21 protein-coding genes are annotated in these 23,101 nt (G+C 33.4%); 10 read left to right on the plus strand and 11 right to left on the minus strand.

Going from position 1 to position 23,101, the window contains the following annotated elements; all coding sequences use genetic code 11:
• Position 1: 1 nt before the first annotated feature.
• The 3 genes from ACN0WI_RS02290 to ACN0WI_RS02300 form a co-directional block, all read right to left on the minus strand.
• Entirely contained in the window at positions 2–622 is a 621-nt protein-coding gene (locus tag ACN0WI_RS02290) for a TIGR04282 family arsenosugar biosynthesis glycosyltransferase (protein ID WP_417884993.1), read from the minus strand.
• A 196-nt stretch (positions 623–818) separates the two neighbouring features.
• Positions 819–1,874 (minus strand): arsenosugar biosynthesis radical SAM (seleno)protein ArsS, encoded by a 1,056-nt coding sequence (gene arsS, locus ACN0WI_RS02295; RefSeq protein ID WP_417884994.1) that lies wholly within the window; start codon positions 1,872–1,874, stop codon positions 819–821.
• 44 nt (positions 1,875–1,918) lie between these two features.
• Complete coding sequence (locus ACN0WI_RS02300) at positions 1,919–2,254, minus strand: arsenosugar biosynthesis-associated peroxidase-like protein (RefSeq protein ID WP_417884995.1); 336 nt, start codon at positions 2,252–2,254, stop codon at positions 1,919–1,921.
• A gap of 269 nt (positions 2,255–2,523) precedes the next feature.
• On the opposite strand from ACN0WI_RS02300, the gene ACN0WI_RS02305 reads away from it, so the two are divergent.
• Together ACN0WI_RS02305 and ACN0WI_RS02310 are read left to right on the plus strand one after the other, a co-directional pair.
• Positions 2,524–3,549, plus strand: coding sequence for a helix-turn-helix domain-containing protein (locus tag ACN0WI_RS02305; RefSeq protein WP_417884996.1), 1,026 nt, complete (start codon positions 2,524–2,526; stop codon positions 3,547–3,549).
• A 63-nt stretch (positions 3,550–3,612) separates the two neighbouring features.
• Complete coding sequence (locus tag ACN0WI_RS02310; RefSeq protein WP_417884997.1) at positions 3,613–3,843, plus strand: exo-alpha-sialidase; 231 nt, start codon at positions 3,613–3,615, stop codon at positions 3,841–3,843.
• On the opposite strand, the gene ACN0WI_RS02315 is transcribed toward ACN0WI_RS02310, so the two are convergent.
• Positions 3,838–5,322: an SLC13 family permease gene (locus ACN0WI_RS02315; RefSeq protein WP_417884998.1), complete on the minus strand. Its 1,485-nt coding sequence runs from the start codon at positions 5,320–5,322 to the stop codon at positions 3,838–3,840. The two genes, ACN0WI_RS02310 and ACN0WI_RS02315, sit on opposite strands and share 6 nt — an antisense overlap.
• A 159-nt stretch (positions 5,323–5,481) precedes the next feature.
• Here ACN0WI_RS02315 and ACN0WI_RS02320 point away from each other — a divergent pair, with 159 nt between their 5' ends.
• The 5 genes from ACN0WI_RS02320 to ACN0WI_RS02340 are packed head-to-tail and all read left to right on the plus strand — an operon-like array spanning position 5,482 to position 10,639.
• The gene (locus ACN0WI_RS02320; protein WP_417884999.1) at positions 5,482–6,324 is read left to right on the plus strand and encodes a GLPGLI family protein; all 843 of its coding nucleotides are present in this window, start codon (positions 5,482–5,484) and stop codon (positions 6,322–6,324) included.
• Positions 6,321–7,121 (plus strand): GLPGLI family protein, encoded by an 801-nt coding sequence (locus ACN0WI_RS02325; protein ID WP_417885000.1) that lies wholly within the window; start codon positions 6,321–6,323, stop codon positions 7,119–7,121. The genes ACN0WI_RS02320 and ACN0WI_RS02325 overlap by 4 nt, the downstream gene beginning before the upstream one ends.
• A gap of 30 nt (positions 7,122–7,151) precedes the next feature.
• Positions 7,152–9,797, plus strand: a complete 2,646-nt coding sequence (locus ACN0WI_RS02330) for a carboxypeptidase-like regulatory domain-containing protein (RefSeq protein ID WP_417885001.1) — start codon at positions 7,152–7,154, stop codon at positions 9,795–9,797.
• A 36-nt stretch (positions 9,798–9,833) separates the two neighbouring features.
• A complete protein-coding gene (locus ACN0WI_RS02335; protein ID WP_417885002.1) occupies positions 9,834–10,463 on the plus strand; it encodes a copper homeostasis protein CutC in 630 nt (209 codons plus the stop codon).
• Positions 10,464–10,498: 35 nt separating this feature from the next.
• On the plus strand, positions 10,499–10,639 hold the full coding sequence (locus tag ACN0WI_RS02340) for a hypothetical protein (RefSeq protein WP_417885003.1): 141 nt from the start codon (positions 10,499–10,501) through the stop codon (positions 10,637–10,639).
• Positions 10,640–10,774: 135 nt separating this feature from the next.
• Here ACN0WI_RS02340 and groL read toward each other — a convergent pair whose 3' ends face one another.
• The 7 genes from groL to miaB form a co-directional block, all read right to left on the minus strand.
• Entirely contained in the window at positions 10,775–12,415 is a 1,641-nt protein-coding gene (groL, locus tag ACN0WI_RS02345) for a chaperonin GroEL (protein ID WP_417885004.1), read from the minus strand.
• 71 nt (positions 12,416–12,486) lie between these two features.
• Positions 12,487–12,762, minus strand: a complete 276-nt coding sequence (locus tag ACN0WI_RS02350; RefSeq protein ID WP_417885005.1) for a co-chaperone GroES — start codon at positions 12,760–12,762, stop codon at positions 12,487–12,489.
• Between the two features lie 149 nt (positions 12,763–12,911).
• A complete protein-coding gene (gene secG, locus ACN0WI_RS02355; RefSeq protein WP_417885006.1) occupies positions 12,912–13,265 on the minus strand; it encodes a preprotein translocase subunit SecG in 354 nt (117 codons plus the stop codon).
• Complete coding sequence (locus ACN0WI_RS02360) at positions 13,262–14,122, minus strand: hypothetical protein (protein WP_417885007.1); 861 nt, start codon at positions 14,120–14,122, stop codon at positions 13,262–13,264. Before ACN0WI_RS02360 ends, secG begins: the two co-directional genes overlap by 4 nt.
• Positions 14,122–14,625 carry an LptE family protein gene (locus tag ACN0WI_RS02365; protein ID WP_417885009.1) on the minus strand — a complete coding sequence of 168 codons (504 nt, stop codon included), beginning with the start codon at positions 14,623–14,625 and terminating at the stop codon, positions 14,122–14,124. The genes ACN0WI_RS02360 and ACN0WI_RS02365 overlap by 1 nt, the downstream gene beginning before the upstream one ends.
• A gap of 30 nt (positions 14,626–14,655) precedes the next feature.
• Positions 14,656–15,957, minus strand: a complete 1,302-nt coding sequence (locus tag ACN0WI_RS02370) for a sigma 54-interacting transcriptional regulator (RefSeq protein ID WP_417885010.1) — start codon at positions 15,955–15,957, stop codon at positions 14,656–14,658.
• A 45-nt stretch (positions 15,958–16,002) separates the two neighbouring features.
• Complete coding sequence (gene miaB / locus ACN0WI_RS02375; protein WP_417885011.1) at positions 16,003–17,448, minus strand: tRNA (N6-isopentenyl adenosine(37)-C2)-methylthiotransferase MiaB; 1,446 nt, start codon at positions 17,446–17,448, stop codon at positions 16,003–16,005.
• A 469-nt stretch (positions 17,449–17,917) separates the two neighbouring features.
• Here miaB and topA point away from each other — a divergent pair, with 469 nt between their 5' ends.
• From topA to gldK, 3 genes are all read left to right on the plus strand, one after another.
• On the plus strand, positions 17,918–20,437 hold the full coding sequence (topA, locus tag ACN0WI_RS02380; RefSeq protein ID WP_417885012.1) for a type I DNA topoisomerase: 2,520 nt from the start codon (positions 17,918–17,920) through the stop codon (positions 20,435–20,437).
• A 2-nt stretch (positions 20,438–20,439) separates the two neighbouring features.
• A complete protein-coding gene (locus ACN0WI_RS02385; RefSeq protein ID WP_417885013.1) occupies positions 20,440–21,597 on the plus strand; it encodes a formimidoylglutamase in 1,158 nt (385 codons plus the stop codon).
• Positions 21,598–21,711: 114 nt separating this feature from the next.
• Complete coding sequence (gene gldK / locus ACN0WI_RS02390; protein WP_417885014.1) at positions 21,712–23,088, plus strand: gliding motility lipoprotein GldK; 1,377 nt, start codon at positions 21,712–21,714, stop codon at positions 23,086–23,088.
• The last annotated feature ends 13 nt before the right edge of the window (positions 23,089–23,101 follow it).

Consider the following 23,101-nt stretch of genomic DNA (forward strand, 5'->3'; position numbering starts at 1 on the left):
GTCATGCTTTAAAAAAATGGAAAAAAACAGGTTGATCTTTTATATCTGAATAGACGTCAACATCATTCCGCTTTTCCAATAATTTATAATTTGATTTGTTAAGTTCGTTTATTGTTTCCTGTAGTACCGTTGAGGTTCCCCATGTTTTATTTTCAAATAATTCTGGTCTTAAATTAGTTAATCCTAATAAATAATAACCACCATCTTCAGCTGGGCCGATTACAACTTCATGTTTTTCTAATTCAGCAAAAGCTTTTTCAATATCTGAAGTTTTAATATCGTAAAGATCGGTTCCTATAATTATTATTTGGTTATACCCTTGTGCAAAACCTTCAGTAAAAGCATTTTTCATTCGTTCGCCAAGATCTTCACCTATTTGTATTTTCTTCTGGAAAATCGCAGTATTCCAAATATCGTTTTTACTTATTTCTTCGGAATAATATACTGCTTTGTCAGTAGAGAGTGGAGAGCAAATTTTCGCCGTATGCGCCAGTAAAAAATTATAAATATCTAATGCAGCTTGATTTCCAATATCTTTGGCAAGTCTTGTTTTTACTTTTCCAAACTCTGGATTGCGGGTAAATATTAAAAGTAAGTTTTTTGAAGTATTAGTTTCTCTCAAAAAAATAATGTTTTATACCTTAAAAGCTGAAGGTTTTTTCATTCCTAGCAAGATACTATGATTATATCGAAATCGCCACTAAATTTGTGTGAAATTTCTATAGCATAAATAGCTAATTTCAGCTTCCTTTTTAGGAAACTCGCAAAATTATGAGACTGAAAAATATAATCCTGTTTTTTGTGATTTCGGATTAAGATTATATAGTAGAACCTTGGCAGCTACTGCCGGCACCTGCGGTACAACCATAACAATGCTGTGAAATAATAATATTTCGATCATTGAGAAGGTCTTCATTGTATTCACTAATATGTTTTACTTTAGAATTGACCTTAAGATCGAGCATCTGGTTAAAATCACAATCGTAAAGCCAACCATCCCAGCTAATCGAAATTGTATTGGTACACATTACATTTTCTACCGCAGCCGGATTGTACGCATCTACTAAGGAATACATATAATCCTCGTAATTTTCTGAAGCAATTAAATATTCTAAAAATCGACTAATAGGAAGATTTGTAATTGCAAAAAGGTTATTAAAATCAATATCAAAATCTTCTTTTAGTGCTTTTTTAAAGTCATTTTCCATTGCTGCCTGATTGGTTGGTAAAAATGCACCTGATGGATTGTAAACTAAATCTAATTTTAGTTTACTGTTTTCTTGCCCGTAGCCAACTGTATTCAACATTTTTAAGGCTTTTATCGATTTATCGAAAACACCATTTCCCCTTTGTTTGTCGGTTTTTTCGCGTTTGTAAAATGGAAGCGAAGAAACTACATGGATGTTATGCTTTTTAAAAAAATCGGGTAAATCTTTATACTTTGGATTAGCTAAAATAATAGTTAGGTTAGAGCGAACAATAATATCGTTAATACCTATTTTAGATGCTTCTTCTACAAACCATTTAAAATTAGGATTCATTTCAGGAGCACCTCCAGTTAGATCTAAAGTATGAGCACTAGTATTTTTAATAACGTCTAAGCACTGTTGTAAGGTTTCTTTAGTCATTATTTCTTTACGATCAGGGCCAGCATCTACATGGCAATGCGCACAAACTTGATTGCACATATATCCTAAATTAAGCTGTAGGATCTCTATTATTTTAGGCCGCAAAGGGTAATTATTGGTTTTCGAAATTTTATCCTTAAAGGTTAGGGTTTTTCCTTCTTCAAAAATACCCCCATTTAAAATTTCCAGCTGGCGTGACGGATTGGCTAAATTTTCTTTCCTTGCTTTTAGGGATTTTATAGGCATAAACTTGTTTTAATGTTTTCGAATTTGAATAAATACCCTATGCCTTACATACTAAGCTTTTTGTATTTATTCATCATCTGTACTCCATGTACAAGAGTTGCGCCACTTTCTATAGCCGCTCCGGCATGTACTGCTTCCATCATTTCTTCTTTGGTAATACCGCGTTCTAATCCGTCTTTTGTGTAAGCATCGATACAATATGGGCATTTTACTACATGAGAAACAGCTAATGCTATCAAAGATTTTTCTCGAGCAGAAAGGGCTCCTTCTTCAAAAACTTTTCCGTAATAATCAAAAAATTTTTCACCAAGTTCTTTGCTCCATTCAGTGATTTCTCCAAATTTTCTTAAATCGGCTGGGTCGTAATAATTTTTAGACATTGCTTTTTTTTCAGTAAATATATAATTATTAAAAGATAAGATGAATTGGCTTTTAGAAATTGGTTTTAAGAAAATTTTAATATATTTTAGCTTTACTGTTTTTTAAATAGTTATTAACACTTTTCTCATTATTTTCAAGGAGAAAAGCAATTGATACTCCTTTTTTTAAAATGTATAGTTATTTTTGTTGGGCTCTATTATTGGAGCATTAACAAACTGTTTAAATTTTATTTAAACTACTTATTCTAGTTTAATTGTTTAGTTATTAGATGAAGATAGACGTAAAAACTTTACCTGTACGAGAAATAATACAGGACATTGCAACTTCTTTACAAGAACATGTAGTTGAAGAATCCGGAGAAATGATTTTAAAAATCCCTGAACATTTAGGGAAAGGGGAAATAAAAGGTACTAATTTTGATTCCGGTATTGGAATTATAACTTACAACTGCGAGTTTAAAGAAGATTTAGATATCCATTTTACACTGGATACTATTCATCCTCTAAAATTTATTTTTTGTTCTAAAGGAGATTTTGAGCATCGATTTGAAGGAAGCGATAACTCAAAAACAGTACATACATTTCAAAATATTATTGTTTCTAGTAGTGGGTATACTGGCCATGTTCTAAAGTTTAAGAAAGGAGTGCATACGCATATTTCAAGTTTAGAGGTTATCCGTTCTATATTTTCGTATCGTAATAATTATAATTTTAAAGATTTAGAGAAAAGACTTAAAAATGTTTTCAAAGATGAGATTTCGGAAGAAGAATTTTATTATCATGGTAATTATAGCATTAAATCGGCAGATTTAATGAATGATATGGAGTCGGATAATCTTAGTGGATTTTTGCGATCTATTTTTTTAGAAGGAAAAACATTAGAAATGTTAGCGGCTCAAATAGAACAGTACGAATATGATGCTGATACAGAGAAATTACCGCAGTTATTACGGAAATCCGATATTGAAAAAGTACAGCATGCAGTAAAACTTATTGAAGTTGATATCTCAAAAATATTTACAGTAGAAGAGTTAGCTAAAGCAACCGGAACCAATGTTAATAAATTACAAGACGGGTTTAAGTATATGTATGATTTAACTGTTAATAAATTTATTCAATTTAAAAAATTAGAAGCTTCAAAAGAAATGTTAATGGATTCTGAAAAAAATATATCAGAAATAGTTGCTGCCATTGGTTTGAATAATCGAAGTTATTTCTCGAAAATATTCAAAGAAAAATATGGAGTTAGTCCCAAATATTTTTTAAAAAAAGCAAAAATGTCTAATGATGACTAACACTTAATTTACTAATATTAAGATCATATCTTTTTAAGGAGAATACCATTTCAAGGTTTTTTAATGGTTTATAATCCTATGACCAGTGGAGAAGACTGGTGGGACGGTAGAAGTAAGCTGAACTTGGCTTATACTCGAGATGCCGAGCATTGGCAGAATTTGCTGCAAATGGAAAATAAAGAAAAAGGGGAGTACAGCTATCCAGCTATCATTCAGTCTAAGAATGGTCATATTCATATCACTTATACATACAATAGAAAGAAAATTAAATATTTTGAATTGAAAAAATTATAGATTTTTAAAGATATCCGGTATCGTATAAGGATCAAAGTCCCATAATTTTGGTAAGAAAAAATAAACGATTAAAGTGATGATTAGGATTGAAAAAATATTAAGCCAAAAACCGGTTTTCATCATATCAGCAATACGTAAATGACCAGAACCAAATACAACAGCATTAGGAGGGGTCGCTACCGGAAGCATAAATGCACAAGAAGCAGCTAAGGTTGCTCCGACCATTAATAGGTAAGGGTGTAAATTTAAGGCTAAAGCCATTGGCGCTAAAATAGGTAATAACATTGCTGTGGTAGCGGTATTAGAAGTAACTTCTGTTAAAAAGTTCATAGCACTTACTAATATTAATAATAATAAAAATAAAGGCAAGTTTTCAAGATTACTTAGTTGTTCGCCTATCCAAACAGCCAAACCTGTATCGCTAAACGCTTTTGCAAGAGCCATTCCGCCACCAAAAAGTAAAATAATTCCCCAAGGTATTTTCACTGCTTCTTCCCAGTTTAGCAATTTCAATTTTTTTTCTTTTTTAACTCCGGCAGGAATTACAAATAACATAATTCCGGCACAAATTGCAATAATGGTATCGTCTATAAAAGGTAGGAATTTTTGAATAAAAAAAGATCGGGTAATCCAGCAGAAAGCAGTGGCCACAAAAACTATAAGGACTCTTTTTTCCGGAATACTCATTTTTCCTAATTCCGTTAACTGTTTTTTTATTTCTGTTTTTCCACCAGGAAATTCGTTTTGTTTAAATCGAAAAGCTATGTCGGTAAAGTATTTCCAACATACTACCAGCATAATAATACTAATAGGAATACCAAGCATAGCCCATTTTAAAAAGCTTATTTCAATATGATATAATTCTTCAACAATACCAGCAAAAACTAAGTTTGGCGGAGTACCAATTAAAGTACCTATACCACCTATTGAAGCACTGTAGGCAATAGCCAACATTAGTGCTTTTCCAAATATTTTGTTTTCATTTTTATCGGTTTTCGGGTTATCTTGAAGTTGCATAATTATGGCTGTTCCAATAGGTAACATCATTACCGAAGTAGCTGTATTCGAAATCCACATTGATAAGAAAGCAGTAGCCACCATAAAGCCAAGAATAATCATCTTTACATTTGTTCCGATTAGATGAATAATATTTAACGCAATTCGTTTGTGTAAATTCCATCGCTCTATAGCCACCGCTACAAAAAATCCACCCATATACAGAAAAACATATTTATGACCGTAAGAAGCCGTAGTCGCATTAATGTCGAGCGAATTGGTTATCGGAAAAAGAATTATTGGTATTAATGCAGTTGCTGCAATAGGGATTACTTCAGTAACCCACCAAAGTGCCATCCATATCGTAACACTTAAAACGGTAAAGGCCGCTTCCGACATTCCAGAAGGAGGTGTTGTATTTTGAAAGATTACGAAAATTAAAGGCCCTAAAATTAGAATGCAATTACGTAATAACTTGTTCATTTGTAATTTTTTATCTTTTGAAAGATAATTATTTTTTGAATAGCTCCAAATTTTTCTAAATAACGTAAAAAGTAGTTTAATAACTATAAAAGTAGTTATTTTTCTTGTGTGTTTCGATTTTATAATAGATCTTGTGATAGAAATCAATCAACTATCATTATGAATAATAAAATCATCTTCATTTTAAGCTTTTTTATATGGAGTAGTATTCAACTTCAAGCACAAAATAAGCTAAACTATCGCGTAACTTATAAACTGACGTACAAGTTAGATTCTACCGATCTGGAATCCAGTAAATCTGAAATTATGTGGCTTTTTGCTAATAAAAATTCTTCTCTTTTTTTAAGTAGAGGTGTAGCCTTAAAAGATTCTGTAACTAAAAATATAGATAAAAGTATGATAGGTACAGAAAGCTGGAAACGAAAGATTAAAAGCACCAAAACTGAATTTAATTATCGAATTTTTAAAAATAAACCAGATAATAAAGTAGGCTACGGGATTAAGCTTTTAAGTGATAAACTCTATTATCCAGAGACTTTAGATCAAATTAAATGGGAAATACAGTCGGAGGTCAAAGAGGTGTCAGGCTATGAAGTGCAGAAAGCAACCACAAGTTTTGGTGGTAGAGATTTTATTGCATGGTTTACTCCAGAAATACCACTTTCAGATGGGCCGTATAAATTTGCAGGTTTACCTGGATTAATTCTAGAATTGCAAGATATCGAAGCTGAATATGTTTTTGATTTTGGTGGATTTGAAGAGCTTGCAAATCCTCTAGAGTACGAGATCTTTCCTGAAAAATATAAAGAAGTTAAGAAAAAGGAACTTTTGGATTTATTGTCAACCTATGAAAACGATCCTATTAGTTATGTAAATAATTATGTAGGTGAAGGTGGCAAGGTGATTCGAATAGGTCTTGAAGGTGAGGAAAAAAAAGATTATCTTAGAAAACATCGAGCAGAACTGGCTAAAAAAAATAATCCTATAGAATTAGAAAAATGAGAAGTCTTTTTATCCTTGTGTTTATACTTTGCTTAGAAAATGTGGTGGCGCAAAATTCATATTCCTATAAAGCAACTTATCAACTCGAATATCAGGAAGATTCTACTGATCAAAATTCAATAAAAACTGAAACCGGTGTGCTTTATTTAGGAGAAGGAATATCTCGATATTCAAGTTTAGGTAAAGCGGTTAAAGATTCTTTAGAGAATATGCCTAATCCTAAAAGGATGAGGATGGATGAGTACAATAAAATGACCGATTTTAAATATAAAATTTTTAAAAATTACCAGAATAACAAACTTGTTTTAGCCGAAAAAGTTTTTCAATATGATTTGAAATATCAACAGGATCTTAAACAAATCGATTGGGAAATTGAGCCAGAGAATAAAGAAATTTTAGGCTTTAGCGTTCAGAAGGCAACCGGCTCTTTTGCTGGTAGAAAATATATAGCCTGGTTTACTCCAGAATTACCATTTTCTGATGGCCCTTATAAGTTTAATGGGTTGCCTGGACTTATTGTAGAGATTTCAGACCAAAAAAATCATTATCATTTTATTCTTACCGGATTTCAGGAATTAGAAAAACCGGTAGCTATACTATTGAATCTTGACAACTATAAAACTGTTTCTCAGGAAGAACTTGATCAGGTTCGAGACGATTATAACCGCGATCCAATTGGAACAATGGAAAAGGCAGGAGTTGTTTTTGGTTGGAGTGAAAAAGATGAAGCTAAACAAAAAAAGGAACTCACTAAAAAGTATAAGCGACGAAATAATCCCATCGAGCTTCAGAAGTAAAAAATCATCATCAATCAAAAAATATAATCATTGAATAATTCTAGGAAGATATTCTTTTTTCTGATATCAATATTCGTTGTTTTTACAGGTTATTCTCAAACAGAAATAACGGGGCAGATTTTCGACGATAAAAATGAAAATCTCAGCGGTGCAGCGGTGATAATCAGTAAAGATTCGGTTTCTTCAATTTTAGCCTATGCCATTTCAGATTCCGATGGAAAATTTCAAGTTAGCGTTAAAACCGAATCAGAATCTTTGTTTTTAAAAGTTTCCTATATTGGTTTTGGGACTTTTGAAAAAACTGTTCAGAATAAATCACAGCAATTAGAAGTCAAACTTTCGCCTTCTTCAGAAGCTTTACAAGAAGTTATCGTGAAATCTGAAATTTTACAGCAACGCGGCGATACACTTAGTTTTTCGGTAGCTGCTTTTAAAGATAAAAATGATCGCGTAATAGCTGATATCTTAAAGAAATTACCGGGAATCGATATTCGGCCAAACGGACAGATTTTTTATAAAGACGAGCCTATCCAAAAATATTATATTGAAGGATTAGATCTTTTAGAAGGGCGTTATAATCTGGCCAATAATAATCTTTCAGCGAATGCAGTTTCTAAAGTTGAAATTCTGGAAAATCATCAGCCCGTAAAAGTTTTGGATAGTTTAGAATTTTCAGAGCGGGCATCCATAAATATCAAGCTTAAAAAAGAGGTTACGGTTAGCGGAACGGCGACTGCCGGAATTGGCGCTGCGCCTTTGCTTTGGCAAACTAAAATAACGCCAATGATATTTACTAAAAAGCAGCAGGCCATCCTTACTTATCAAAGCAATAATACCGGGAACGATGTATCTGGCGAGATTCGCAATTTTTCTATTCGTTTTGTTGGAGCAGAGTTTGATATTGATAAAACCGATTGGCTTTCGATACAAAATGTATCTGAGCCACCATTCTCATCACAGCGCTGGCTTGATAATAATGTTCACTTAGGTTCAGTAAACATCTTACAGCGTTTAAAAAAAGATAGGGATCTAAAACTAAATATTTCTTATCTTAATGATTACCAACAGCAGGATGGACGTACGCAAACTCGGTATTTTACGCCTACCGATACGATTGATTTGATTGAAAACACCAGCAACGATATTTTTGTAAGCAAGTTAGAAGGAGAACTTACCTTTGAGAATAATGATGATAAAAATTATCTGAAAAATCAATTGGAATTTAATGGTTCTTGGAATGCTAATCGTGGATTAATAGATCGTTCTAATACACAAATAAAACAGCAGTTAGATAATCCTTTCTTCGGAATAAAAAATGATCTGCGCCTGCTTAGAACTGTCGGTAAACAATTAATTACTTTTACTTCAAACACCGGCTTTACGGAAACCAATCAAGATCTGCTGGTGCAACCGGGGCAATTTGAGACTATTTTTAATGATGGCGATTCTTATGGTGAAATTCAGCAACTGGTATCCGCAAGAAATTGGTATACCAATAATTCAGCTGGTTTTACCAAAGCGCTTGGCAAATTTACAATATCGCCCAAATTTGGATTTTCTATTCAAAATCAACAATTAAAGACCGATATTTTTCTGGAAGATGGGGAAGAGGTTTTAGATACCGATTTTAAAAACCGAACCAAATTTGTACAGTCTTCAATATATTTCAAAAACTATTTCAGATTTAAAAATAAAGATGAAACCTGGAATTTGAGTTTAAGTACGCCGTTAGCATTTAAAACTTTAGATCTTGAAGATGATAACTTTGAAGAAAAAAGAAATTTAGATCGATTGGTTTTCGAACCCAGGTTTTCTGTAGATAAAAAACTTTCAACTTTTTGGGAAGTAGATGCTTCAGCAGGATTGCGTTATGATTTTGGTGAAATTCAACAATTATACTACGGATTTTTGCTGAATGGCTATCGAAATTTGAATCGGTATGACGCGCCAATTTCAGAAAAAACACGACAAGATTATAGTGCAGGGCTGGCTTATCGAAATCCGTTAAAGCAATTGTTTTTAAACGCGTCGTATTCGTATAATTTTACTGAAAATAATTTATTGTATAGTTCTACTATTGGTGAAAATGGAGCTACAATTTTAGAAGCAATAGAAAGCGAAAATACGTTTGATGCTCATAGTTTTAGTGCCGGCGGGAGTAAATATTTCAGAAAAATAAAAACAACAGTAAAACTGAATGCTTCTTATAATTTGTCGACACGTCAACAACTTTTAAATAATACGCTAGCCGAGGTAAATACGCAAAGTTTTGTTTTACGAGGAAGTGTAGATGCTGAGGTTTCCAGTTGGTTAATTGCAAATTATTCGGGTAATTTCTCAATGTTTACTTCGGGTTTTGGAGGCAACGATTTTCAGCAAATAGAAACGCATCAGCATACTGCAGATCTTTATTTTTATCCAAAAGACAATCAATACTTAAGTATTAGCGGTGAATATTATGGCAATTCTTTATCTGAAAATGGCGATAATTATTTTTTGAACCTGGGTTATCAGTTTACTTTTGAAAAACCAAAAATGGATTTAAATATTAGTTGGCGAAATATCCTGAATACCGATCAATTTATAAACGCCAGTAACAACCAGTATTATTACGTACAAAGTAGTTATCGTTTGCGCCCGTCTCAGGTAATGGCAACTATAAAGTTTACGCTTTAAATTTTTTAAGTTGACCCAGAATTAATTTTGTGATAAATGACGAATTTTATAAAAGAAGCCTGTGTAGAATCTTTAGAAGAAGCCTTAAAAGCTGAAGCGTGTGGTGCAGATCGAGTGGAGTTATGCGCAAACTCAGCTTTAGATGGAATTACTCCTGATAGAAATACAATCCAGCAGGTAAAAGAGCAGTTACATATTCCAATTCGAGTTATGATTCGCCCTCGCGCAGGAGATTTTGTGTATTCTGAAGATGAATTTTTAAGAATGAAGAAGGATATTGAATTTTGCAAGCAAGTTGGAGTAGAGGGAGTAGTTTTTGGAATTTTGAATACAGATAACACTTTGGATTTAGACCGAATTTCGACTTTGGTAGCGCTTTCTAAACCATTAAAAGTAGTAATACATAAAGCGATCGATGAAACTCCGGATATATTAAAAGCAACTGAAGATTTAGTTAAAATTGATGGAATTTCAACGATTTTAACTTCAGGAGGTAAAACAACTGCAGAAGAAGGTAGAGCCAATTTAGAATGCATGATAAATATTGCAGCTAATTTGTTGGAAATCATGCCTGCCGGGAAGATAACTAGAGCCAATTTAGACCAGATACATATTTCTGTCGGTGCAAATGCCTATCATGGTCGGCGAATAGTTGGTGAATTTTAATATTTTTTTATAATTTAGCTAATCCAAACGTTTTTATGATGAAAAGTAAGAAGAAAAGAAAACCGGAGGAAAATTTACGAATTACCGTATTAATTATCTTAGCTATAGTAGTATTCCAGATAATTATGGATTGGAGTAATTTTAAAACCGGTATTTTAAGTGCATTAATGCATTAAGAAATACGTATTACAAAAATACGGCTATAATTACGTTTTTGGTGTTACCGAATAATTAAGGGATTGTTATATCTTTTTTCACATAAAAAAACCCGCTTTAAAAAGCGGGTTTTCAATTTTATATGTGGGTGATAATTACATCATTCCTGGCATTCCGCCACCCATTCCTTGTGGAGGCATTCCGCCGCCAGCATTATCATCTTTAATATCGATTAAAGCACATTCTGTAGTTAAGATCATTCCAGAAACTGAAGCAGCATTTTCCAATGCTACACGAGTTACTTTCTTAGGATCTATAATACCTGCTTTCATCATGTCTACGTAAGTGTCTGTTTTAGCATCGTATCCGTAATCCTTATCGCCTTCAAGAACTTTATTGATCACAACAGATCCTTCACCACCTGCATTTTCAACAATTGTTCTAAGTGGAGATTCGATAGCACGAGCTACAATTTGGATTCCTGTAGCCTCATCAGCATTTTCTGTAGCGATAGCATCTAGAACAGCTTTTGCTCTTACTAAAGCTACACCACCACCGGCTACGATACCTTCTTCTACAGCCGCACGAGTTGCATGAAGCGCATCATCTACACGGTCTTTCTTTTCTTTCATTTCAACTTCTGAAGCTGCACCTACGTAAAGTACTGCAACACCACCAGCTAATTTAGCAAGACGTTCTTGTAGTTTTTCTTTATCGTAATCTGAAGTGGTAGTTTCGATTTGTGCTTTGATTTGGTTTACACGCTCTTTAATAGCGTTATCGTCACCAGAACCATTAACTACAGTAGTGTTATCTTTATCAATAGCTACTTTTTCAGCAGTACCTAACATGTCGATAGTTGCATTTTCTAAAGAGAAACCTCTTTCTTCAGAAATAACAGTACCACCGGTAAGAATAGCGATATCTTCTAACATTGCTTTTCTACGATCTCCAAATCCTGGAGCTTTTACAGCAGCAATTTTTAAAGAACCTCTTAATTTGTTTACCACTAAAGTAGCAAGTGCTTCGCCATCTACATCTTCAGCAATAATTAAAAGTGGTTTTCCAGATTGTGCTACAGGTTCTAGAACTGGCATCAAATCCTTCATTGTAGAGATTTTCTTATCGAAAAGAAGAATATAAGGATTCTCTAAATCAGCAGTCATTTTTTCGCTGTTCGTCACAAAGTAAGGAGAAAGGTATCCTCTGTCGAATTGCATACCTTCTACTACGTCTACGTAAGTATCGGTACCTTTAGCTTCTTCGACAGTAATTACACCTTCTTTACCAACTTTTCCGAAAGCTTCAGCAATCAATTCACCAATAAGCTCATCGTTATTTGCTGAAATAGAAGCAACTTGCTTAATTTTTTCTGAAGAATCACCAACCTCTTGAGTTTGCTCAGATAAGTTTTTAGTTAAAGCTTCTACCGCTTTATCGATTCCTCTTTTAAGATCCATTGGGTTAGCTCCGGCAGCAACATTTTTAAGCCCTTCTTTAACGATAGATTGTGCTAATACGGTAGCAGTAGTAGTACCATCACCGGCAAGATCGTTAGTTTTAGAAGCTACTTCTTTTACCATTTGTGCTCCCATATTTTCAAGCTCATCTTCAAGCTCGATTTCTTTTGCTACAGAAACACCATCTTTAGTTACAGTTGGAGCACCAAAAGATTTACTAATAATTACATTACGACCTTTTGGTCCTAATGTTACTTTTACTGCGTTTGCTAAAGCATCTACACCGCGTTTAATTCCATCGCGTGCTTCAATGTCAAATTTTATATCTTTTGCCATTTTATTATAAATTTTAGTAGCTGAAAAAATCAGCTAAAAATTGGTTAATTTAATTGTATTTGAGAAAGAAATTATACGATTGCTAAAATATCGTCTTCTCTCATGATAAGATAATCTGTACCTTCTAATTTAAGTTCGGTACCGGCGTATTTGCCATAAAGAACTGTGTCACCAACACTAACAGTCATATCATGATCTTTACTTCCTTTACCAACTGCAACAACTTTTCCTCGTTGTGGTTTTTCTTTAGCAGTTTCAGGGATATAGATACCTGAAGCTGTTTTAGTTTCAGCAGCAACAGGTTCGATAAGAACTCTGTCTGAAAGCGGTTTAATGTTTAGTCCCATTTTCTTTGAATTTATTTTGATTAATTAATTTTAAATACTCGATTCTGAGTATTTCGAAAATTGTGCCATCCAAAAAAAGCTGACACTTGCCCAAAAAAAATGCCAGCTTGTCAGAAGCTGGCATTTTAAAAAATATGTTTATATAATGCTTATTGAGCAGTATCTGTATCTGTTGATGGAGTTGTGTTCTCCATTTGTGCAGGAGCAGCAGGTAAGGTGTTTTCTACATCTTCATCATTTAAAACTTTAGATTCGGTAACACCTGATTTACCATCCATAATAGTAACGTTGCTTAATAATATTAAGACCAATAAAATGGTAGCCAATGTCCAAGTGCTTTTGTCTAAAAAGTCGTTAGTTTTTTGGACACCACCAACTTGTTGGCCTCCACCGCCTAGAGATGAAGATAATCCTCCGCCTTTCGGATTCTGTACCATTATAACTACTACTAGTAGAAATGCTACGATAACTATTAATGCTAAAAAAATTGTGAATGTACTCATTCTTTATCTAAATTATTTTCCTGTAATTTTTCGACTGCTCGAATTTGATCAGCAAAGAAACCACTTTTTTCGGGATTTTTCAAAATTAATATTTTATAGGCTTGAATTGCTTTTTTATAGTTTTTTTGTTCCAAATACACTCGCGCCAAAGTCTCTGTCATTAATGCTTCAGGAGTAGTGGTGTTTACGTCGGCTAAATTGGCTTTTGTCTTTGGTTTACTGGGTTTTATCTTTGGGTTTTTCGCGATAAATTTATCGATAATATCGAATTTTTCTTGTATTTTTTTAGGAGTTTTTGCTGATTTTTTAGGTAAAGGTTTTGCAGTTGTTAACCGTAACCATTCAGAAAAACTATGCGATTCTGAATTGTTAAATTCTAAAGGAGTACCTAATTTTAATATTTTTTGAGGAGTTTCTTCTTTTGGAGATTCCGATTTTTTGGTTGTTGCGGTTCTAAACAATTCAGGATCAAATACTCTTTTGGATTCATCTAACTTCATTCGGATAGCTTCTCCAATTTCCATGCTTTTGTTTCCTAAAACCTGAATAGCATCGTAAACTTCCACATTAAAAAGCTCGTTTTCTTTTTGAATTTTTGATGTGTTTAATTTATTCTGATTAAAACTCTCAGAGCTTATATAATCAAAAAGCATTTCTCGGTCTGCCGTATAGGCTGCTGTTTTTTTTAATGCTGAATTGTACGAAGGGCTGTTGGCGTCTTTTAAACCTTTTAAACGAATTGCTCTGGCTGCTTGAAAATAGGGAGTCTGTCTCAAAATATTTTCAAGTTCTTGTGTTTGCTGAAGTGATATTTCTTCAGGGTTTTCTAGCAAATATGTAAGGTTTTTTACATCCATTACCAATCGTTAAGCGAGGCATTAAATATGTCTTGAGTTATCCTTTCATAAATTTCTGCTACAGCAGCATCTAAATCGGATCCTGTAAGTTGTTCAAGCGCTCCATAATCGTAATAGAAAGAAAAGCGTCTGTCAAAATTTTTCTCTGGTTCTTTTGTATTGTAAAACTGAACTTGAACAGTTATCGTTAAACGGGTTTGTGCAGCAGTATTGTTTGAAGTAGCTGTCATTGGAGCAAAATAGAAATCGGTTATTTCTCCTTCAAAAATAAGGTCGGCATTATTATCGGTTAACGTTAAATTTGTTTGATTTTGGATTAAATCTTGAAGATCTAAGCGGAATTGGCGTTCTATACCAGGCTCAATTAAATCGGCATTATTCGGGAAATAATTAACCTGAAAAGTATTTAAGCCTTCGGTATTGGCTCCCGTAAACGAATAAATTCCACAAGATGCGACAGAGAAGCTAACCAAAATTGCAATTATTAAAGCTACTTTTTTCATATAGAGATCGTTTCGGCAAATTAGCCGATATTATAAATTATATTGTTTTATTTTTCGATATAAAGTTCGTTCGCTAATTCCTAATTCTTGAGCGGCTGCTTTGCGTTTTCCTTTATGCCTTTCTAATGATTTTTTAATTAGCTCTAATTCTTTATCTTGTAAGGTTAAGGTTTCTTCTTCTTCAATTTCTTCGGCAAAGTGATATTTATCCCTTTCTTTTTCAATCGAATCTATTTCAGAATCGTCAATGGAAGCATTATTTTCAGGAATTTGAAGTACTTCGAGATTTTCACTGTCTAAATCTTCTACATTAAAATCTTCTTCTTCAGAACCGTTTCCGTAAATTTTTTGAATTAAGCTTTCATTTTCATCTCGAACTTCTTTTGAATTCCCTTCTTGCATTAATTTAAGCGTTAGCTTTTTAAGGTCGTTCAAATCGTTACGCATATCGAACAGGACTTTATATAAAATTTCCCGTTCGTTGCTAAAATCTCCATCGCTGCTTCTTTCTTTTTGTTTGTCTGAAATTATTGCGGGTAGGTTAGTTCCCATATCCGGAAGATATTCTAATAATCGTTTGCCGGAAATAGTGCGCTCACGTTCTAGTACTGAAATTTGTTCAGCAATATTACGAAGTTGCCGAATGTTACCACTCCATCTATATTTTTTAAGAATTTCTACAGCATCGTCTTCTAAACGGATGGTTGGCATTTTATATTTTAAAGCAAAATCGGAGGCAAATTTTCTAAATAATAAATGAATATCAGCTTTTCGTTCGCGTAATGGCGGAAGCTGAATTTCTACTGTACTTAATCTATAATAAAGATCTTCTCTAAATTTTTCTTTTTTAATGGCTTCAAACATATTTACGTTTGTAGCTGCGACAATTCTAACGTTTGTTTTTTGTACTTTAGAAGAACCTACTTTCATAAATTCCCCATTTTCAAGCACTCTTAACAAACGTACTTGGGTAGCAAGTGGAAGTTCTCCAACTTCATCTAAAAAAATGGTTCCTTCATCGGCTACTTCAAAATAGCCACTACGAGTTTGGCTAGCACCTGTAAATGCACCTTTCTCATGACCAAATAATTCACTATCTATAGTTCCTTCCGGAATTGCTCCACAGTTTACTGCAATGTATTTGCCATGCTTACGGTGAGATAGAGAATGTATAATTTTAGGAATACTTTCTTTACCAACACCACTTTCTCCGGTTACTAATACAGAAATATCTGTTGGTGCTACTTGAGTAGCTTTTTCTATACCTCGGTTTAATTTAGGATCGTCTCCTATAATTCCAAATCGTTGTTTTATTGCTTGTACAGATTCCATTTAAACGTATTACGTGTTGGTTTACACAATTTTAATAAGAGAAAATTAGTTGTTTTTACTATAGCCAATAGGTTCTCCAATTAGTGTTGCACTAGTACAATCGTTAACTTTTACATTTACAAAATCGCCTATTTTATAACAATCTTTATCAAAAACAACTACGGTGTTTTGAGAGTTTCGTCCACTCCAATGTGCAGCCGATTTTTTAGATTCTTTTTCGATAAGAACTTCAACTGTTTTTCCTAAATACTGTTCGGTATTGTATTTACTATGTTTTTGTTGAAGGCTAACAATTTCTGATAGTCTGCGTTTTTTAACTTCATGAGGAACATCATCTTCAAATTTTCTAGCCGCCATTGTCCCTGGACGTTCCGAATAAGCAAACATAAAACCGAAATCATATTTTACATATTCCATTAAGGAAAGTGTATCTTGATGATCTTCCTCTGTTTCGGTAGGAAATCCGGTAATAATATCATGTGAAATTCCACATTCTGGAATTAGTTTTTTGATATTGTCGATTAATGCAAAATATTCTTCTCTGGTATGTAGACGGTTCATTTTTTGCAGCATACGGTCGCTACCACTCTGAACAGGAAGGTGAATATAATTACAAATATTTTGGTGAGCAGCCATTACTTCTATTACATCTAAAGTCATATCTTGAGGGTTAGATGTAGAAAAACGAATTCTCATTTTTGGCTGTGATTCAGCTACTAATTTTAAAAGAGTTGCAAAATTTGTAGCCGTAGCTTTTTGCATTGCTGTAGCATTTTTAAAATCTTTTTTAAGGCCACCACCGTACCATAAATAACTATCTACATTTTGGCCTAGTAATGTAATTTCTTTATAACCTTTTTCGGCAAGATCATTTACTTCTTCTATAATGCTTTGCGGATCTCGGCTTCGTTCTCTACCTCTGGTAAAAGGAACTACGCAAAAGGTACACATATTGTCGCAACCTCTGGTTATCGAAACAAATGCAGATACTCCGTTACTCTGCAAGCGAACTGGAGAAACATCGCCATAAGTTTCTTCTTTCGATAAGATTACATTTACCGCATCTCTACCCTCATTAACTTCATTAATTAAGTTTGGTAAATCTTTGTAAGCATCTGGGCCAACAACAAGATCTACAATTTTTTCTTCTTCTAGGAATTTATCTTTTAATCGTTCAGCCATACATCCTAACACACCAACCTTCATGTTTGGATTAATACGTTTTACAGCATTGTATTTTTCTAAACGTTTTCGAACAGTTTGTTCAGCCTTTTCTCTAATTGAGCAAGTATTTACTAAAACCAAATCGGCTTCTTCTAAATTTTGTGTGGTATTATATCCTTCTTTAGTTAAAATAGAAGCTACAATTTCGCTATCGCTAAAATTCATTTGGCAACCGTAACTTTCAATAAAAAGTTTACGTTTATTTTCGGCTTTAGCCTCCATAACAAGGGTGTTGCCCTGTTGTTTTTCGTCAATAATCTTCTCCATATGCTGCACTAAGCTTTAGTGTAATTAGGATGCAAAGATACACTTTAAGAGTGTTGTGACAAAGTGGCAGTGATTTTTTTAATAAAACTAATTGAATTTTTCGTTTTAAAAATTTAAAGAAAAAATATTTTTATTAAAAAATCCCCGATTTATTCATTATAAGCCTGAATTTTAAAGATAACACCTATGAAAAAATTTTTATTTTCAGACCAATATAATGTAATCGGGGAAGAGTTTTTGTATTTGTAAATATAATAAAATCAGTTTGTTGAATTGGTTTATGTTCATTAAATAATTGATTTTTTTACTTTTTTAGTTATTACCTTACTGTATTTAATTTTACATCATTATTTACTTTCATAATAAGTAGAAATAGATGTTCTTGCTTTATTTTTTTAATTCATTTAATGTTAGAGTTATTTGCTTAAAAAAAAAATCCTATACTTTTGCAATTACAAATATTGATACTATGGCAAAAAATTTAGTGATCGTGGAGTCTCCTGCCAAGGCAAAAACGATAGAGAAGTTTTTGGGGAAAGATTATAAGGTGGCTTCTAGTTTTGGACATATTGCAGATTTACCAACGAAAGAGTTAGGTGTAGATACTGAAAGTTTTTCTCCTAAATATATTGTCTCTAAAGACAAAAAAGATTTAGTTAGAAAACTTAAAGGAATGGCTAAAACCGCAGAAATTGTATGGTTAGCTAGTGATGAGGACCGAGAAGGGGAAGCTATTGCTTGGCATTTAGCTGAAGAGTTAAAGCTAAAAAGCGATACAACAAGGCGAATTGTATTTCATGAGATTACTAAATCGGCCATATTAAATGCTATAGAAAACCCGAGAGAAATAAATTACGATTTAGTTAATGCACAACAAGCTAGACGTGTATTGGATAGATTAGTAGGTTACGAACTTTCACCAGTGCTTTGGAGAAAAGTGAAAGGCGGTTTGTCTGCAGGCAGAGTTCAAAGTGTAGCCGTTCGTTTAATTGTTGAGAGAGAACGAGAAATAGAGGGTTTTGATGCTAAGGTGTTTTACCGAATCGATGCTGAATTTTCTAACAGCGAAGGGAAAAGTTTTAAAGCAAAGCTCCCTAAAAATTTTGATAGTAAAGAAGAAGCTGAGGCTTTCTTAAAAGATAATTTAGGAGCCAATTTTAAAGTAGCTGATCTTACTAAAAAACCCGCTAAAAAATCACCAGCTCCTCCTTTTACAACTTCTACTTTACAGCAGGAAGCTTCTAGAAAATTGTATTTTTCAGTGAGTAAAACAATGCGACTTGCACAGCGTTTGTATGAAGCTGGGCATATTACTTATATGAGAACAGATAGTGTTAACTTATCTGAAGATGCTAGAAAAGGTGCAAATCGAGAAATTCTAAAAGCTTACGGGGAAGAATACGCAAAAACCAGACAGTTTAAAGGAAAAACAAAAGGAGCACAAGAGGCTCACGAGGCAATCCGTCCCACCAACTTTGCAAGCCATAGTGTAAAAGCAGAGCGAGACGAACAACGCTTGTATGAGTTGATCTGGAAAAGAGCAATTGCTTCACAAATGTCTGAAGCGGAATTGGAAAGAACCAATGTTAAAATTGAAGCAAATACGCACGATAAATATTTTACAGCTAACGGAGAAGTTTTAAAATTCGAAGGATTTTTAAAAGTATATCTAGAGGGAAGTGATGATGAAGATGATGCTGAAGAGCAAAGTGGAATGCTTCCTAATATGAAAGAGGGTGAATCTTTAGAAAATAATTATATCACCGCAACCGAACGTTTTACAAGACCTCCATACCGTTATACGGAAGCATCTTTAGTGAAAAAAATGGAAGAGTTAGGGATTGGTAGACCATCTACTTATGCACCTACTATATCAACCATTCAAAATAGAAATTATATTGAACGAGGAACGGTAGAAGGTACAGAAAGAGAATATGTACAGTTTACTCTTAAAAAAGAGGCTATTTCCGAAAAGAATCTTACCGAAATGGTAGGAAGCGACAAAGGAAAATTAATACCAACAGCAGTAGGGAAAGTAGTAAACGACTTTTTGGTGAATCATTTTTCGAATATTTTGGACTATAATTTCACGGCTAAAGTAGAACAGAGTTTCGATGATATTGCTGAAGGAAATGAGGAGTGGACACACATGATGAAGGAATTCTATAAAGATTTCCATCCGCATGTTCAGGATGTAGCAAAAAATGCTGATAGAGAAGTAGGAGAACGTATTTTAGGGGAAGATCCTGATTCAGGTAAACCGGTAAGTGTACGTTTAGGAAAATTTGGACCGATGGTTCAAATAGGGTCAGTTGAAGATGAAGAAAAACCAAAATTTGCAAGTTTAGGTACAGATCAAACATTAGATACTATTACTTTTGAAGAAGCTATGAAGCTTTTTGAACTTCCGAAGGAATTAGGAGAGTACAAGGGAGAAAGAGTAGAAGTGAATAACGGACGATATGGACCCTATGTTAAATTTGGGAAAAAATATATCTCTCTAGAAAAAGGAGAGAAACCTTTAGATGTAGATTTCGATAGAGCAAAAGAGTTAATTGTTGAACGTGAAAAGGCAGATGCACCTATTTACGAATACGAAGATAAACCAGTTCAAAAAGGAGTGGGTAGATTTGGTCCTTATTTGAAATGGAATAGCTTATTCATTAACGTGAATAAAAAATATGATTTCGACAATCTTTCCGAAGATGATATCGTTACTTTAATTGAAGAGAAGAAACGAAAAGAAATTGAAAAAGTTATTCATAACTGGGAAGAAGAAGGAATACGGGTAGAAAAAGCCAGATGGGGTAGATCGAATGTTATAAAAGGTAAAACAAAAATTGAATTACCTAAAACAGTAGATGCCACTAAACTTACCTTAGAGGAGGTGAAAGGTATTTTAGAAAAAAATGCTCCCAAAAAGAAAACAACTAAAAAGAAATCTACCGCAAAAAAAACAACGACTAAGAAAAAGACCAAAAATAAATAAAAATGAATTGGGATTTTTTAAGTCCTTTACCTGAAGATACTGTAAAGTATATTAAAACTATAAGTAAGCATTCGTTAGGCGCCAAAATAAAATTAAACCTACCTGAAAGTTTACTAGATTTAAGTAATGTACAGCTTGCAATTTTTAGTGTAGAAGAGAATCGGCAATCTGTAGAAGAAAAAAAAGAATTAAGTTTCGATAAAATCCGAAGAGAATTTTATGTTCTATTTCCTGGCAACTGGGATGTAAATCTGGCTGATTTAGGAACTGTTAAAAAGGGAGATAGCGTTAAAGATACTTATTTTGCAGTACAGAGTTTGGTGAAGTTTTTACTTCAGCAAAATATAATTCCTGTTATTTTAGGAGGCTCTCAAGATTTGATGTACGCTCAATATAGAGCTTACGATAATCTAAAAACTATGGTTAATTTGGTGAATATTGATGCGCAATTAGATTTAGGAGATGCGGAAAAAGAAATCACCAATAAATCTTATGTTAGTAAAATTATCGTTAATAAGCCTTTTAATCTATTTAACTATTCTAATATAGGATATCAAACCTATTATAATTCTCAAGAAGAAATTGCATTAATGGATCATTTTTTCTTCGATGCAATTCGTTTAGGAGAAGCAGCGTCTGATTTATCTAAGATGGAACCTGTTTTACGAATGGCAGATATTGTAGGAGTTGATGTAAATAGTATTGAAGCGGCAACTTTAGGAGACGAGTCTCAAGGAAACCCAAATGGGTTTACAGGTAGAGAGATTTGTGCATTAGTTAGATATGCAGGTTTGAGCGATGCAGTATCTTCTTTTGGTATTTATGAAGCAGGTGAGTTACCCAAAAATAAATCGGCAAAACTTGTTGCTCAGCTTATTTGGTATTTTATAGAAGGTGTAAATTATAGAACTAATGAGAATACAAAAAAAGCAATAGATACTTTTATAAAGTATCAAGTTCCGATCGATAATGATGTATTAGTATTTTACAAAAGTCCCAGAAGTACTCGTTGGTGGATAGAAATACCTTATCAACCTACAGAAGGATCTAGATTAGAAAACACAACGCTTTTACCATGTAGTGAGGATGATTATCTAAAAGCTTGCGATCAGGAAATGCCAGATCGGTGGTATAAAGCAAAACGAAAAAATGAAGTTTAACTGAATCTTAGTAAACCAATCAGTAGTTGTATTTTTCTTAAAACTGTTGTTTTTTAAAAAATATTTAGATAGGTTTACTGCCTAAATTTGAGATGTCTTAACCTAATAAAGATTATGAAGAAAATTATTTCGCTGTTATCTGTCCTTGCTTTACTATATAGTTGTGGAAGCAATGATAAAGGACAGTTAGTAGGTGCGGAAGGAAAAAAATGGATACCTGAAGAACCTTTTGGGATGGTTTTAGTTCCTGGAGGATCGTTTATTATGGGTAAGTCGGATGATGATATAGCAGGAACTTTAGATGCATCTCCAAAAACTGTAACAGTTAATTCATTTTATATGGATGAAACTGAAATTACCAATGCAGAATATCGTCAATTTGTTAATTATGTAAAAGATTCTGTTGCACGTGTTATGCTAGCTATGGAAGCAGAATTAGAAGGAGCTACTCCTGGTGATGATGGCATCGGAGAATATGCTTTTTTAGATAATGACGAGAGCGATCTTACTCCTTACCAAGAATATATGATGGAGACTTATGGTACCGGTAGTGAGTTGGATGATTACGAAAACAGAAAGCTGAATAAGGATATAGATATTATATGGGATACTGAAGATTATCCAGATGTTGCTTATTCTAGAGTGATGGATCAATTATATATTCCAAAAGACGAAGCTTTTAATGGATTAAGAACCATAGATGTTCATAAGCTAAAATATAAATATTCTTGGTTTGACGTTCAGGCTGCGGCTAAAGGCAAAAATGATAATAGAAGCGATTATATTCAGTCTGAAGTTGTTGAAGTTTATCCAGATACAACCGTTTGGATAAAAGATTTTAATTATTCATATAATGAGCCAATGCATAACGATTATTTTTGGCATAGCGCATTTGATGATTATCCGGTTGTAGGTGTTACTTGGAAACAAGCAAGAGCATTTTCACAATGGCGTACTAAATATAATAACGATTATAAAAAAGCTCGAGAAGAGAGCAATGTGCCTGCGTATAGATTACCAACTGAAGCAGAATGGGAGTATGCTGCTAGAGGAGGGTTAGAAGGAGCGACATATCCATGGGGTGGTCCTTATACAAAAAATGATAGAGGTTGTTTTATGGCGAATTTTAAGCCACTTCGTGGGGATTATGCAGCCGATCAAGCTCTTTATACTGTTGAAGCAAAATCATATGATCCAAATGAATTTGGATTATACAATATGGCAGGTAACGTATCTGAATGGGTTAATTCTTCTTACGATCCATCTTCTTATGAATATATGTCTTCAATGAACCCTACAGTAAATAATTATGATAATAACAAAAAGGTTATTAGAGGCGGTTCTTGGAAAGATGTAGCTTACTTCTTACAAGTTAGTTCTAGGGATTATGAGTATGCGGATTCAGCTAGAAGTTACATAGGGTTTAGAACAGTACAAGATTATTTAGGAAATGATGTTCCTCTTAATCAACAAAATACATTTCGACGATAAAAACTTTCTCTTT

It is taken from the genome of Zunongwangia sp., from assembly GCF_048269745.1.
Lineage (GTDB): Bacteria > Bacteroidota > Bacteroidia > Flavobacteriales > Flavobacteriaceae > Zunongwangia.

What these genes read in the sequence shown, in the direction of transcription:
- ACN0WI_RS02305 (WP_417884996.1), top strand. Translation starts at nt 2,524, where the DNA reads ATGAAGATAGACGTAAAAACTTTACCTGTACGAGAAATAATACAGGAC.
- ACN0WI_RS02315 (WP_417884998.1), bottom strand. Translation starts at nt 5,322, where the DNA reads ATGAACAAGTTATTACGTAATTGCATTCTAATTTTAGGGCCTTTAATT.
- groL (WP_417885004.1), bottom strand. Translation starts at nt 12,415, where the DNA reads ATGGCAAAAGATATAAAATTTGACATTGAAGCACGCGATGGAATTAAA.
- ACN0WI_RS02340 (WP_417885003.1), top strand. Translation starts at nt 10,499, where the DNA reads ATGATGAAAAGTAAGAAGAAAAGAAAACCGGAGGAAAATTTACGAATT.
- ACN0WI_RS02320 (WP_417884999.1), top strand. Translation starts at nt 5,482, where the DNA reads ATGAATAATAAAATCATCTTCATTTTAAGCTTTTTTATATGGAGTAGT.
- ACN0WI_RS02385 (WP_417885013.1), top strand. Translation starts at nt 20,440, where the DNA reads ATGAATTGGGATTTTTTAAGTCCTTTACCTGAAGATACTGTAAAGTAT.
- arsS (WP_417884994.1), bottom strand. Translation starts at nt 1,874, where the DNA reads ATGCCTATAAAATCCCTAAAAGCAAGGAAAGAAAATTTAGCCAATCCG.
- gldK (WP_417885014.1), top strand. Translation starts at nt 21,712, where the DNA reads ATGAAGAAAATTATTTCGCTGTTATCTGTCCTTGCTTTACTATATAGT.
- topA (WP_417885012.1), top strand. Translation starts at nt 17,918, where the DNA reads ATGGCAAAAAATTTAGTGATCGTGGAGTCTCCTGCCAAGGCAAAAACG.
- ACN0WI_RS02370 (WP_417885010.1), bottom strand. Translation starts at nt 15,957, where the DNA reads ATGGAATCTGTACAAGCAATAAAACAACGATTTGGAATTATAGGAGAC.
- secG (WP_417885006.1), bottom strand. Translation starts at nt 13,265, where the DNA reads ATGAGTACATTCACAATTTTTTTAGCATTAATAGTTATCGTAGCATTT.
- ACN0WI_RS02365 (WP_417885009.1), bottom strand. Translation starts at nt 14,625, where the DNA reads ATGAAAAAAGTAGCTTTAATAATTGCAATTTTGGTTAGCTTCTCTGTC.
- ACN0WI_RS02325 (WP_417885000.1), top strand. Translation starts at nt 6,321, where the DNA reads ATGAGAAGTCTTTTTATCCTTGTGTTTATACTTTGCTTAGAAAATGTG.
- ACN0WI_RS02360 (WP_417885007.1), bottom strand. Translation starts at nt 14,122, where the DNA reads ATGGATGTAAAAAACCTTACATATTTGCTAGAAAACCCTGAAGAAATA.
- ACN0WI_RS02310 (WP_417884997.1), top strand. Translation starts at nt 3,613, where the DNA reads ATGGTTTATAATCCTATGACCAGTGGAGAAGACTGGTGGGACGGTAGA.
- ACN0WI_RS02335 (WP_417885002.1), top strand. Translation starts at nt 9,834, where the DNA reads ATGACGAATTTTATAAAAGAAGCCTGTGTAGAATCTTTAGAAGAAGCC.
- ACN0WI_RS02350 (WP_417885005.1), bottom strand. Translation starts at nt 12,762, where the DNA reads ATGGGACTAAACATTAAACCGCTTTCAGACAGAGTTCTTATCGAACCT.
- miaB (WP_417885011.1), bottom strand. Translation starts at nt 17,448, where the DNA reads ATGGAGAAGATTATTGACGAAAAACAACAGGGCAACACCCTTGTTATG.
- ACN0WI_RS02300 (WP_417884995.1), bottom strand. Translation starts at nt 2,254, where the DNA reads ATGTCTAAAAATTATTACGACCCAGCCGATTTAAGAAAATTTGGAGAA.